Below are 13257 nucleotides of genomic sequence, written 5' to 3' on the forward strand. Positions count from 1 at the left end.
TGATAGGTCATCAAAATATACACCAGTGAGAAAAAACCACCTGAGTTTGCATTCAGGTGGTTTTTTTATAGTTGATACCGGTTTGACGTTCAGAAAAAACCTTGGGTGTTTAATCGATAGAAATTAGGAGCTCATCGCCTTGTTTTTCAATCTTCGCATCTCCCCGGACTTGTTCTCTGGAAACATTTTTTACAATAATATTTTTGTCTTTCCAGCCATACTGATACAGATAAGGCTTAATATAATGCAGGCGCAGGTTTGACAGATTTTTAAATGCATCGGAGCCGGTCAGCCTGTAAAAGTAAGCGCTGGTTTTAGCCTCATCAACGGCTACTGTGATCTGGCGGAATTGCTGAGGCTGTTGCAGATAACCATGAATATCATGTTCGGTAATCATCTCAGTAAAGAGAATTCTTTTTTCGTTATAGCCATAGTTATACTGATGCATTTGCCAGGCGAAGGGGATAAATAGTGTCACTAACAGCAGGGTTCTCCACCAGAATCGGGGAACCAGCAAGACCAGCATTGTAATCCCCAGTGGTAATGTAACACCTGAACGCAATGGCACTTTTACTCCCAGCGGAATAACACTGGCGTAAATTGAGAAGACGACCAACAAGGCTACAAGCGTGTATTTCAGGTGATTTTTTAGTGCCCACACCAGAGTGATCGCCGCCGGCACATAGAACAGGGGACTTAATTCTGCCAGATAGCGGGCATTGCGCTCAAAATTCGCAGCGCTTTTCCCGATATTGGCAATAATACCGCTGATATCAGCCGATGGTGTTGATTTTCTCCAGGAAACAAACTCAATAAAGTGTCCCTGTCCGTTCTGGAACAGTGTATAGCCATAGACGCTCAGATTGGCGACAGCATATCCGAGGACATAACCGGCAATCCAGAGGCAAAAGAACTGAATCAGGCTCCGGAAATTCTCTTCACTCAGTTGCCGGATAAACAACAAAGGAATCAGGAAATAAAATGCCGGATAAGTCGCAAATAATACAATACCTGATGTGAGTAAGATGACCGGTCGGGAATACCGTGCTCTGATAAAGCTGAAAAATGCCAGAAAGAATGTCCCCGGAATCAGGGTCATCGGCCATTTGAATAACATGGTAAAGTAGGGGACGTTGACAACCAGTAGTGCGAAACAGAACGCTAGCCAGCGATCACTGCGAATCTCTGATGCAACCCGGTAACCAAAAATAAATATGAACAGGTTACATAAAGTTGCTGCCATTATGGCAGGAGTCAGGCGTAAAACGTCGAAGAGGGCGAAGTTAATCCATCGTCCTTCTGAAACGAATTTGTAGTCGTAACTCTCCATGTAAGGTAAAGCGTCATGGGCAATATTTTCCAGCATAGATTCATGCAGGTTCAACAGTGTCCATACCAGAAAAAAAGTTGCAACTCCCCATTTGAACAGGGAAACAGAGTTAAGAGATTCACGTACGACTGAGGGATGTGCGGCAGGATTATTCATCGTTTTTCCTCCTGTGAGAGAAAACAGCACGATAGCCAAGATAGTTAATGATCATGGATGTACAAATAGCGATAACCTGAGCAAGATAGACGAACATCTCCAACCCATCGACCAGTAGATATAACATACCGGTGCTACAGGCGAGCGATGACAGGTTGACCAGACAGAATGGCAGCAACTGACCACTTCTGGCGGCGCTTTTGAAAACAAAGCGCCGATTAAGTATGAAGCTAAACACCATGCCGATCAGATAAGATAAAATCGATGCGGGAATATAGTGTTCAGAGAGCCAGTACAGTATGACAAACGTAATATAGCTTGTCCCTGTGTTGATCAGTCCGGCTAGCGCAAAACGGATTTTTTGCCTGAATTCGGCATCAAACAGGCTATTTTGCCACAGAGCGTTTTTTGACGGATTCAAACGTTCTTCCTTTTTTCAGGATGTACAGCGGACGGCCTTTGGACTCATTATAAATACGGGCGATATATTCTCCCAGAATACCAATAGATATTAGTTGTACGCCACCGATAAACAGGATTGAGACCAGCAGAGAAGTCCAGCCGGAGACCCAGTGATCGGTCATCAGACGGATATAGATAGAATACATCAGGATTGCAAAGGCGACACCGGAACTGATGAATCCCATCATGATAGATAATTTCAATGGCTTGACGGAAAACGAAAGAATGCCATCCAGTGCGAATTTCAGCATTTTACCCAGCGGGTACTTGGATTCCCCGGCAAAACGGGGAGAGCGTTCATAAAGGATTGATGTTTGTCGGAAGCCAATCCAACTGACCATTCCCCGGATAAAACGGGCTTTTTCCGGCATAGCGATCAACTGATCGACAACCTGGCGGTCCATCAGGCGAAAGTCACCGGTGTCCAGCGGTATCGGGACTTCCGATAATCGGTTCAGCAGGCGGTAGAATAATTTGGCTGAAGCCAGTTTAAACGCTGACTCACCATCTCTGCGGTCACGGGTACCGTAGACAACATCATATCCTTCTTCCCACTTAGCAAGCATCTGTTCAATGAGTTTTGGTGGATCCTGCAAATCGGCATCAATCAATACAACGGCATCGCCGGTGCTGGCATCCAGCCCGGCGGTGACGGCTTGCTGATGTCCAAAGTTACGTGAGAAAGACAGCACCAGAACTTGATGATATCGAAGGCTGTGGGCCAGCAATTTTTTTTCAGTATCATCCGAACTGCCATCATTGACGAAAATTAACTCAAAGCGGTAGTCGGGAATTGCGTTTGTGACGGATATCAGTTCCTTGACGGTGAAGTCGATGACCTCACTTTCATTAAAACAGGGAATGACCACGGAGATTTTCTTTTTCATAGTCTGCCACATTGCTCCATTACGGATAACGACATGTGAAGCAGACTAGCAATCCAATGTAAAAAACATGACAAACCCAAGTGAAAAGATCAACAACCGCTATGTCATTGCCAGGCTGATGTGGGCTTTACGGATGATTTGTCCGATGACAACCAGAATGATTGCGCCCAGTAAGACAGGTGTGAACAGAAATCCCCAGCTTTGTCCGGTTAGCATAATCAGTAACGGGTTTGCTCCGGCTGGTGGATGTGTGGTGTGAGTCAGTAGCATCGCAGTCACTGCCAGCCCTGAAGCAATTGCTAGAGTGAATGGTGTCACCGCTATGAATTCAGCAAAAAAGACTCCGATAAAAGCAGTGAGCAGGTGACCCAGAATCACATTTTTGGGTTGTGCCAGTGGGCTTTCCGGCAGTCCGAAGACCAATACAGCAGATGCACCGAAAGGGGCCATCAGCAGAACCAGATCTGTCTGGACAGTTTCTGAAAATGCCAGAATTCCAATCGCAATGGCTGCACCTGTTCCGGACAGGAGTGCCAGATAAAATTTATTCATTTGTTTCTCCAAAAGTAGACCGACTTATCTCCTATTAATGTAGACAAATCGGTCTACTTTTGTCAATCTATAAAAGGAGGATGCTTATGGTGAGTGATAAGAGACAGTTGTTATTGGATGAATCTCTAAGGTTATTCTATGAAAAAGGGATTCATGCTGTTGGGATTAATGAAATCCTGAAAGAGACCGGGGTGGCGAAAAAAACGCTCTATCGTTATTTCCCCAGTAAGGATGATTTAGTTCTTGAAACACTGAAATACCGGGATCAGCGTTTTTTAATCTGGCTGGAACAGGCATTACGGGGCTCTGTATCCAATGAAGAGCTTGTCAGTCGGCTATTCCGCGCGTTGACTGAATGGTTTGATGATCGCGTGCCGGAACTGAGCCATTTTCGAGGATGCTTTTTTATCAATACGTCAGCAGAGTTTCCTGACACAGGTGGTGAGATCTCTCGCTACTGCAAAGCCCATAAAGAGAGCGTCAGACAACTTATTGGCCGACTGTTACCTGTTCCGGATGAGAACTTACTGGATATGCTTTGTATTCTGAAAGAAGGTGCAATTGTTTCCGCTTTTGTGAATCAGGACAAAACCGCAGCAGAGCGCTGTCTTCCTATCATTATCCGTTGGATGAGGAGCTGACAGGTGACTGAAATTGGAGATAATCAAAAGTGGACCGATAAGGATGCACCGTACTCAGTACTGTTGTTCTGGGGTTCATAATATCCGGAATTTACCGATGATTTTTTTATATTCCAATATGTTATGTATGGAGAAACAGAGATTTCGGTGATTGATCCGAGGTTGACAGTATGGCGAAGACTCAATGAAGCCCGGGCCCCATAACCGTCATTCTGTGTTACGGAGATATCCGAATATCCGGGAACTGTACTCAAATGACTTTGATTACGTCCTTCCAGAAGGTAATCGTATTCGAGTTGCCATTCAATCAGTATTGGCCCATTTGCTAATCTGATCATGGCTCCGAGAGGAAGGTAAAGATAAGATTGTTCCCGTTCATATCCCCAGTGGCCGGTTGTCGTTTGCCGATAAGATGAATCATCATTCAGATAGCGGTAACCGAGCCCGGAGTAAGGAGTCATCAGGCCGTTCGAGTAAAACATATTCAGACCGAGCAGTCCCCTGACTTCGAAGATATAATCGGATATGTCAGACATGTCGCCGCTCTCATTACTGGTATAATCAACAGTTCCTTCAACATATGAGGCTTCTACTCTTCTCATCCAGGAGTCATAGGTTGCTACATAGCCCTGAATGCCATATAGAGTTCCCTGATCCTGCATGACGGAGGGTTCTTTATAGGAAAAGTGCGCGATAGCCGGCCCGATGCCGGCTTCATAGGTTGTCTCTGCCATCCCCAGACAAGGGAATATCAACCATATACTAGAGATGGCCGTTTTCATTTGAACATTTTTCATATCTACACCCTGAATTGATGTACTGGTTCTAATATTAACCTAATATGAAAAATAACGCCTATATATGGGACAATAGCTGAGGTGTTGAAGCAAAGTGTTGCATCGAATATTCGACCCGGGCTTCCGGCTCCAGCGGTGATTCAGAAACACCAATATGCTCGATATGTCTGAGTCTGGGGAGCAGGCCTGAACCGTTGGCTATCTGAATCGCAAGACCCGGCCGGGCATTGAGTTCCAGTACCATCGGGCCCTGATTCTTATCAAGCACCATATCTGTACCAATATAACCTAAGCCTGTCATTTCCCATGCCTTTGCCGCCAGCACCAGAAGCCGTTGCCAATGAGGGACTTCTAATTCGTTCAGGGCACGGCCGGTATCCGGATGGTGAGTTATCGGATTACCGAACTGAACACCCCGTACAGCCTGGCCCGTCGCAATATCAATACCGACACCGACTGCACCCTGGTGTAAGTTTGCCTTTCCGTCTGAAGCTCTGGTTGAAAGGCGCATCATGGACATGATCGGGAAACCTTTGAAAACGATCACCCGGACGTCCGGAACACCTTCATAACTGAATCCATCAAAGCAGTCATCAAACTGAATCAGATTCTCAATAATTGCGACATCATTTTTTCCACCAAGGGAAAACAGGCCTGCCAGGGCATTACTGACGTGTCTTTCTACATCGGCAGCATTTAAGGTCGCACCTGATGGTTTAACATAGATTCCATCTTTATGAGAAGTCACCACCAGAATGCCTTTACCGCCACTTCCCCGGGCCGGTTTAATTACAAATCCCGGCCACTGGTGAACTAATTGATGAATCTGTCTGACTTCATGCTGATTACGGATGACTCCAATCAGGTGAGGTACGGTACATCCGGCTTTTTCAGCAATAATTTTTGTTTTGAGCTTGTCATCGACTAAAGGATATTTAGAACGATCATTGTAACGACCAATGTAGCTATGGTTGCGTTTATTCATGCCCATAATCCCCTTATGCCTGAGGCGAAAAGGGGAGGTATATTTTTCAAAAATCATAGTTCATCTACCAGAGGTTTGAAACGCTTCAATTCGCTGAGACGATAGCCGGTATAAGTTCCGAGTAACAGAATCAGAGCCAGTACGATCAACTGTAATCCGATAAAATTGAACGTGAGGTGCTGTACATATGAATTGGTCATTCCCAGATAGACAAGAATTGCCGTAAATAACGAACCTCCGCCCTGTAGGAAAACCTCTTTGGCGCCGTCTTCCTCCCAGAGAATCGACATCCGCTCAATGGTCCATGAGAGAATAATCATCGGGAAGAATGTAATCGTCAGTCCTTCGGTGATCCCAAGCCGGAAGGAAAGCACTGTAAAAATCGAAATCATCAGAATAACGGCAATGATGACCGCCGATATTCGGGCAACGAGTAACAGATTTAGTTTGGAGAGGTAACTACGGATGAATAATCCGGTTCCGACAATCAGAAGGAATCCGATAATTCCGGTCAGAAGCTGCGTCTGAACAAATGCTACAGCGATCAGGACCGGCATAAATGTCCCGGATGTTTTCAATCCGATAATGACACGCAGGAATACGACAATCAGAGCCCCAATAGGAATCAGCATGATGGTCTTAAACATCGCTTGTTCTTCGAGAGGCAGGCTATGAATCGACAGATTGAGTAAGCCGTCTGCATCGACTTTACTGTTGGTCGCTTCCTGTGGAGATACATCACGGGAGATCATACTGAACTGAACCCGGCTGTTTTTGCCGCCAACGACATCCAGCAGGGAGACGTTGGACTCATCCCATACCAGCAAATTCGGATGATTAGCCTGTTTCCCGGTATCCGGATTAAAGACAACCCAGCGTTTTCCATCCCAGACTTCATTCATCGGCTCAATGTTCTGGCGACGACGACCGTCTTCCAGTTGTAGAACACCAACGATCTTATTGGGAATACCTGAATATGAAAGCATCTTTTGGGTCGCTTCATATTTGGTCATCTGATTCAGCAATAATTGGGCATTCTGACTTTCTTCATCATTCAGTGCTTTGATGAGTTCTCTGGTAAACGTAATATCATCGGCTGAGCGCTCATTCGCCTGAGTAATCAGTGAGACAGCCGCAGCTTCTTCCGGGCTGTCAAATGTCGGGCGCTCGACAGAATATTGCGGTGGCTCAGGAACAGATTCAGCCTGAGGGTCAACAAGGAATTGGGTTTTGTAATAGATCGTTTGTGGGCCACTTGCCCGGCGAATTGACCATTCCGCCCGTCTGCCGGGTTTCGACTCAAGATAAGAAACTCCGTATCCTGGTGAAGATGCAGATTCACTGACGAGTGTAAAGCCATCCTGTGTGTAAGGGGCAGCGAGAGAGACTTTTGCTTCTTTACCCAGTGCATTGAACTGGATCCGGGCTTCAATTTCCCAGACCTGTCTGGTTTCTCCGGGTGTCCAGGGAACACCATAAACCTGATGCCGGAAGATGCTCAGGTAAATACCGGCAGCGATCAGCAGCACAATCGAAATATAAAATGGAATTCGGGAAGTCATAATCAGTATTCACCAGATGATTACTTGGTCGTGGATTGAATGAATTCTTTGCTGACATCCACAAGGGCAATATCACGCAGGAATTCACGTCCCAACAAAATCGGATGTGACATATGAGAGCGATCAGCTAGGGTAAATTCGGTACGCTCACGGATTTTTCCGACACTTATCCATAGTTCGACGACAGCACGCCGTTCGGTGTCAGCTGTAGAGGCCTGTCGGATCTTGACATAACGTAGTACGGGCGCTTCAATCCAATTGCTCTTTTCTTCTGGCCTGGAATCCTTCTCCGTGGATGTTTTTGCCCGGCCGGCTAAGTGAAATTTCACCCAGTCTTTTCCATTTCTTTCAAACTCTTCGATATCCGTTGCATCCAGAGAGGATGTCGCAGCACCAGTATCCACTCTGGCATCGAATTTCTGTTTAATCGAGTCGATACTGACACGTTCAACCTGCCCGAGTATTACTTTATTGGCCGGGACAGGATCTGCCGCAGCCAGCTGTTGTAATGACTGAGCTGAGTTGGATTCCTGTGGTAATGAACGTTGATAGCTTCTCTGATTCAATAAATGAATCTGCTGCTTTAAAGATGAAACTTCATTTTCAAGGCTATCGATATAATCAACCTGATTGCTGGACTGTAGTTCCAGATTCGTCAGACGCTGGCTAATTTTGCTTTCTGTTCCATGAATTGCTGAGAGTGTTTCCTGATGAAAGTTTCTTTCCTCTGTCGTGACGCATCCCGCTAGTGTGGATATTGCGACCACGAGTGCAAGTCGTTTAAACATGAGTAACCTAATTCTGTTGTTGTTATGATTGATAAAAAATATTCTGGGGTGATTTCCACGTCCTAGCGTACTCTGATTTTTTATATTGCACGTTAGATGTATGTCAATTATGGTTTCCGGGCGATAAGAATCGCTCTTCTCGGTGCCGGATAGCCTTCAACCGTTTTTGTTGGATCATTCGGGTCAAGATAGTCAGGCAGTGAGTTATGTGTCATCCATGTTGTTGTACGCTGTTCTTCTGTTGAAGTCTCATTCTCATCAGCAATAACGACTTGAATAAAACCACATTTTTCCAGCCATACTTTCAATGCACGTGCCGAAGGAAAGAAGTACACATTCCGCATTTGAGCATAGCGATCCACAGGTACCAGAACCGCATTTTCATCACCCTCGATGACTAGTGTTTCCAGAATCAGTTCGCCGCCTGAAACCAGCTGGTCTTTTAACTGTAACAGGTGATCCAGCGGAGAACGGCGGTGATAGAGCACTCCCATACTGAAGACAGTATCAAAAGCTTCCAATTTTGGCAGTGCTTCAATACCGAGTGGTAATAAATGGGCTCTCTGATCATTTCCCATCAGCCGTCGTATCGCTTCGAACTGGATAAGGAACAAGTGAGAAGGATCCACACCGATACAGAGTCGTGCTCCTTCTCCGAGCATTCGCCACATATGGTAACCATTGCCGCAGCCAACATCCAGTACACTGCGGTTTTTCAGCGGAGAAATATGGGGTAATACGCGTTCCCATTTCCAGTCTGAACGCCACTCTGTATCAATATGGATGCCATGAATGTTATAGGGGCCTTTTCGCCAGGGATGAAATGTTTTCAGCAGATTTTCCAGTTTCTTTTGTTCTCCGACTGACAGTGGTTCCTGATTATTTATGGCAACCTCTGTTTGTAGCTCAATATGATCCGGAATCAGTGTCGGTAGTTTGTTCAGTGAACGGAGCCACCGATCGAAATCACCATGTGAATCGTTCTGCCAGTCTGTCAACTGTTGAGGCAAAACGTTCAGCCAGGGCTGAAGGCGTTGATCTTGAGCTATCAGCTGATAAAAATTAGCAAAGTTAAACATTGAATCAGGTATCCTGCGAAAGAATGAAACCGGGGAATATCCACCGTAGATAAAGTTGTTGTCTCTGCCTTGTCGCCGGGCAGAGATTCAGATATGTGTCTTATTTGATTGCGAACATCGAACCAAAGTTGAAACACTGGAACCAGATATCAAAACTACGAAACCCAATCTGCGTAAAGCGATTTTTGTGTGTTTCAATGGTGTCGGGTTGCAGCACGTTCTCAATGGCACTCCGTTTCTGGCTGATTTCCAGCTCGCTGTAGCCATTAGCACGTTTGAACTCATGGTGTAGATCGATCAGCAGATCATTGGTTGTTGTATCCGGGAACTTATATTTTTCCGAGAGAATCAGGATTCCGCCCGGACGTAGCCCATGATAGATCTTTTCCAGCAGTTGGTTACGGTCATCCGGAGATAAGAATTGCAAGGTGAAATTCAAAACGACAATCGATGCATTTGTGATGTCCACTTCCCGGATATCCGCTTCAATCACCTCAACCGGAGTATCGGAACGATAAGCTTCAATGTGTAACTGACAACGTTCGACCATTGCCGGTGAATTATCGACAGCAACAATTTTGCATCCTTCGTGGTGAATATGACGGCGCATCGATAAGGTTGCAGCTCCCAGAGAACATCCGAGGTCGTAAATATTGGTATTGGGCTTGACGAAACGTTCTGCCAGCATACCGATTGCAGAAATGATATTACTGTAACCGGGAACGGAACGCTGAATCATATCAGGAAAGACTTCAACAACCCGTTCGTCGAATGTAAAGTCCCCGATCTTATCTATAGGTGCTGAAAAGATGGTGTCTTTATGACTCATAAAAGCCTCATTGTACATATATAAAGCCGGTCATTCTGCGCTGAACCGGAAAAGGGACGTATTTTATGCAATAACAGAGCGGTTGTCATCATGAGACATCTATCAAAACATTGTCATCTGATCATTCTGCTCTGAACCGGGAAAGGGCGGCAAATCCGGCAGCCGGATGTGTTGTTGTAACTGATGATAGAGATGTTGTGCCAGTTCGGGAGCCAACTGATTGTCCGGGGTATGAATCATCAGATAAGGTTGTTTTCCCTGAGCGATCCATTCAGGAAGTTTTTGCAGCCAGGGAGTAAAAAAGGTGTCGTTGTGTGTGATGTCCGGATGGCCGATAAATCGGATCATCGGAGTGTTCCCGGTTGAAATGGCATGGACTGGAACGCGGGGTTTCTTCTTCTGGGCATCGATCACCGCATCGGTTTCCGGAAGGGCAGCAAAAACTGGTCGGCTATCCATGATAATCCGGTCGGTCTGTGTTTCAGCCAGCCATTGGTTGAACTGTTTTTCTTCCGGACCCTTTTGGAAAAATGCCGGATGACGGACTTCCACTCCAAGAGGAAAGCTGGTCGGGAAATAACGGCAAAATCGTTTGAGAGCGGGGAGGTGCTCCGGGCCGAAAGCTGCCGGCAATTGAATCGTCCATAATCCGACCCGTTCATGAAGTGGTGCCATCAGCTGCATAAAGTGATTCAGTAAATCTTCACAGCCTTTGAGCATCAGCTCATGAGTGATCTGCTTCGGTAGTTTAAAGGTGAACCTGAAGTCTGGTCCGGTGGCAGCTTTCCAGTTTGCAACTGTTGTCGGTGAAGGAGATGCATAGAATGTTGTATTCCCTTCAACGGTATGAAAAACTTGTGCGTACTTTTCCAGACGACCGGATGCGGGCGTCCCTCGTCCATACAGGGTTTGTTGCCATTGTGGGTGTGACCAGAGAGTCAGCCCGAGTCGAATTGGGAGCGGGTTTGTCATCTTTTTGATTTAATTTGTGCCAAATGCGCGATATCGTTTTGAAGAAGCCGGTCTTTTAGCGCTATAATCAGCGCCTATTTTTTTGTACAGTTATCGTTTGTACGATGACTCCGTACTCAGCCGTTGCCTCGGGCGGCTTTCCGGGCTCATATTGTTATCAAATACAACTTTGCTATCAAATACAACTTTGTTATCAAAGGCTGAATCGGTATTGTATGCCGGAATCATATTGTTGAACAGTAGCACGGTTATTTAGAATATTTGTTGTTGTCTGCTTTCAGAATAAATTAAAGCAGGCAGTGAAGGTTTGAATCAGTTATTGGAAATTGGGAAACTCATTATGCGTAGCCATTATTGTGGTCACCTGAACAAGTCCCTTGTCGGACAAAATGTAGAACTTTGCGGTTGGGTGAATCGTCGTCGGGATTTAGGCGGTCTGATTTTTATTGATATGCGAGATCGTGAAGGGCTGGTTCAGGTTGTTGTTGACCCGGATATGGCAGAAGTATTTGAAGTGGCGAACCAGCTGCGTAGTGAATTCTGTATCCGTCTGACAGGAGAAGTCAGAGCTCGTCCGGAGAGTCAGATTAACCGTGATATGGTAACCGGTGAAGTTGAAATTCTGGCAACTCAACTGGAGATTATCAACCGCTCTGATGTATTACCGCTGGATTTTAATCAGAAGAATACAGAAGAACAGCGGCTGAAGTATCGTTATCTCGATTTACGTCGTCCTGAAATGAGTGATCGCATTAAGTTGCGCGCCCGGGCTTCCAGTTTTGTGCGCCGTTTCCTCGATGGACAGGGATTCCTGGATATTGAAACGCCGGTTCTGACTAAAGCAACACCGGAAGGTGCGCGTGACTATCTGGTTCCGAGCCGGGTGCACAAAGGTAAGTTTTATGCGTTGCCGCAATCTCCGCAATTGTTTAAGCAGTTGCTGATGATGTCCGGATTTGATCGTTACTATCAGATTGTAAAATGTTTCCGTGATGAAGATTTACGGGCGGATCGCCAGCCTGAATTCACACAGATCGATATTGAAACCTCGTTCATGTCCGCAGATGAAGTCCGTGCTGTGACAGAAAAAATGATCCGGGAAATGTGGCAGGAGTTGTTGGATGTCAATCTGGGAGAGTTCCCGGTGATGGCATACAGCGAAGCGATGCGCCGTTTTGGTAGTGACAAACCGGATCTGCGTAACCCGCTAGAGTTGGTTGATGTTGCTGATTTAGTGAAAGACGTTGAGTTCAAAGTGTTCTCCGGACCGGCCAATGATCCGAAAGGCCGGGTTGCTGTGATTCGGGTTCCGGGTGGGGCGAGTCTGACCCGTAAACAGATCGACGGATACGGTGAATACGTTTCTATCTATGGCGCGAAAGGGCTGGCATGGATGAAAGTTAATGACCGGGCTGCGGGAATGGAAGGAATTCAGTCTCCGGTAGCTAAGTTTTTGTCTGAATCTGTCATTGAGGCTATTCTGGAACGAACTCAGGCGCAAAGCGGCGATATTATTCTGTTTGGTGCAGATAAGACTGGTGTTGTCTCTGAAGCACTGGGTGCATTACGCTTGAAACTGGGAACTGATTTAGCTCTGACGGATGAGTCTGTCTGGGCTCCTTTGTGGGTGGTAGATTTCCCGATGTTTGAAGAAGATGATGAAGGCCAGCTTCATGCAATGCACCATCCGTTTACATCGCCTCTGGGTGTTACACCTGACGAGCTGAAAGCCAATCCGGCAGGTGTCAATTCTAATGCCTACGATATGGTACTGAACGGTTATGAAGTTGGTGGTGGCTCGGTTCGGATCCATGATTCGGCGATGCAGACCACGGTGTTTGATATTTTAGGCATCAAGGAAGATGAACAGCGTCAGAAGTTCGGCTTCCTGCTGGATGCTTTAAAATATGGTACACCACCACATGCAGGTCTGGCATTTGGCCTTGACCGTCTGGTGATGTTGCTTTGCGGAACCGAAAACATCCGTGATGTGATTGCGTTTCCGAAGACAACGGCAGCAGCCTGTCTGATGACAGAAGCTCCGAGTGAGGCGAATCCGGCAGCTCTTGAAGAGCTGGCTATTGCAGTTCGTGCAAAAACGGAAAATAGTTAATTCCGCTGAATAAGAAGAAAGGTGGCTGTGAGCCACCTTTTTCGTTTTTAGCGCTTGCACAAGAGATTAATTGAATAGGTAACCTGATTTATACTGGTGTTACC

Annotated in this window: 13 protein-coding genes; 2 read left to right on the forward strand and 11 right to left on the reverse strand. The window is 46.1% G+C overall.

Going from position 1 to position 13257, the window contains the following annotated elements:
• Positions 1-109: 109 nt before the first annotated feature.
• The 4 genes from OCU74_RS06810 to OCU74_RS06825 form a co-directional block, all read right to left on the reverse strand.
• Positions 110-1486 (reverse strand): hypothetical protein, encoded by a 1377-nt coding sequence (locus OCU74_RS06810; protein ID WP_087479014.1) that lies wholly within the window; start codon positions 1484-1486, stop codon positions 110-112.
• Positions 1479-1907 (reverse strand): GtrA family protein, encoded by a 429-nt coding sequence (locus OCU74_RS06815; RefSeq protein WP_087479015.1) that lies wholly within the window; start codon positions 1905-1907, stop codon positions 1479-1481. The genes OCU74_RS06810 and OCU74_RS06815 overlap by 8 nt, the downstream gene beginning before the upstream one ends.
• Positions 1873-2835 carry a glycosyltransferase family 2 protein gene (locus OCU74_RS06820; RefSeq protein WP_087480044.1) on the reverse strand — a complete coding sequence of 321 codons (963 nt, stop codon included), beginning with the start codon at positions 2833-2835 and terminating at the stop codon, positions 1873-1875. The genes OCU74_RS06815 and OCU74_RS06820 overlap by 35 nt, the downstream gene beginning before the upstream one ends.
• 99 nt (positions 2836-2934) lie before the next feature.
• Positions 2935-3387 (reverse strand): HPP family protein, encoded by a 453-nt coding sequence (locus OCU74_RS06825; protein ID WP_087479016.1) that lies wholly within the window; start codon positions 3385-3387, stop codon positions 2935-2937.
• Positions 3388-3473: 86 nt separating this feature from the next.
• Between OCU74_RS06825 and OCU74_RS06830 the strand changes: the two genes are divergently transcribed.
• Positions 3474-4028: a TetR/AcrR family transcriptional regulator gene (locus OCU74_RS06830; RefSeq protein WP_315972450.1), complete on the forward strand. Its 555-nt coding sequence runs from the start codon at positions 3474-3476 to the stop codon at positions 4026-4028.
• A gap of 23 nt (positions 4029-4051) precedes the next feature.
• Here OCU74_RS06830 and OCU74_RS06835 read toward each other — a convergent pair whose 3' ends face one another.
• The 7 genes from OCU74_RS06835 to OCU74_RS06865 all read right to left on the reverse strand — a co-directional run bounded on the left by OCU74_RS06835 (position 4052) and on the right by OCU74_RS06865 (position 11040).
• A complete protein-coding gene (locus tag OCU74_RS06835) occupies positions 4052-4825 on the reverse strand; it encodes a hypothetical protein (RefSeq protein ID WP_087479017.1) in 774 nt (257 codons plus the stop codon).
• Between the two features lie 58 nt (positions 4826-4883).
• On the reverse strand, positions 4884-5864 hold the full coding sequence (locus OCU74_RS06840; protein ID WP_087480046.1) for an alpha-L-glutamate ligase-like protein: 981 nt from the start codon (positions 5862-5864) through the stop codon (positions 4884-4886).
• Entirely contained in the window at positions 5864-7372 is a 1509-nt protein-coding gene (locus tag OCU74_RS06845) for an inactive transglutaminase family protein (RefSeq protein WP_087479018.1), read from the reverse strand. The genes OCU74_RS06840 and OCU74_RS06845 overlap by 1 nt, the downstream gene beginning before the upstream one ends.
• A gap of 20 nt (positions 7373-7392) precedes the next feature.
• The gene (locus OCU74_RS06850) at positions 7393-8160 is read right to left on the reverse strand and encodes an ATP-dependent zinc protease family protein (RefSeq protein ID WP_087479019.1); all 768 of its coding nucleotides are present in this window, start codon (positions 8158-8160) and stop codon (positions 7393-7395) included.
• A gap of 107 nt (positions 8161-8267) precedes the next feature.
• Entirely contained in the window at positions 8268-9239 is a 972-nt protein-coding gene (gene cmoB, locus OCU74_RS06855; RefSeq protein ID WP_087479020.1) for a tRNA 5-methoxyuridine(34)/uridine 5-oxyacetic acid(34) synthase CmoB, read from the reverse strand.
• 100 nt (positions 9240-9339) lie between these two features.
• A complete protein-coding gene (cmoA, locus tag OCU74_RS06860; RefSeq protein ID WP_087479021.1) occupies positions 9340-10068 on the reverse strand; it encodes a carboxy-S-adenosyl-L-methionine synthase CmoA in 729 nt (242 codons plus the stop codon).
• A gap of 102 nt (positions 10069-10170) precedes the next feature.
• The gene (locus tag OCU74_RS06865) at positions 10171-11040 is read right to left on the reverse strand and encodes a DUF72 domain-containing protein (protein ID WP_087479022.1); all 870 of its coding nucleotides are present in this window, start codon (positions 11038-11040) and stop codon (positions 10171-10173) included.
• 340 nt (positions 11041-11380) lie between these two features.
• Between OCU74_RS06865 and aspS the strand changes: the two genes are divergently transcribed.
• The gene (aspS, locus tag OCU74_RS06870) at positions 11381-13153 is read left to right on the forward strand and encodes an aspartate--tRNA ligase (protein WP_087479023.1); all 1773 of its coding nucleotides are present in this window, start codon (positions 11381-11383) and stop codon (positions 13151-13153) included.
• Positions 13154-13257 lie beyond the last annotated feature (104 nt).

It is taken from the genome of Vibrio mangrovi, assembly GCF_024346955.1.
GTDB lineage: Bacteria > Pseudomonadota > Gammaproteobacteria > Enterobacterales > Vibrionaceae > Vibrio > Vibrio mangrovi.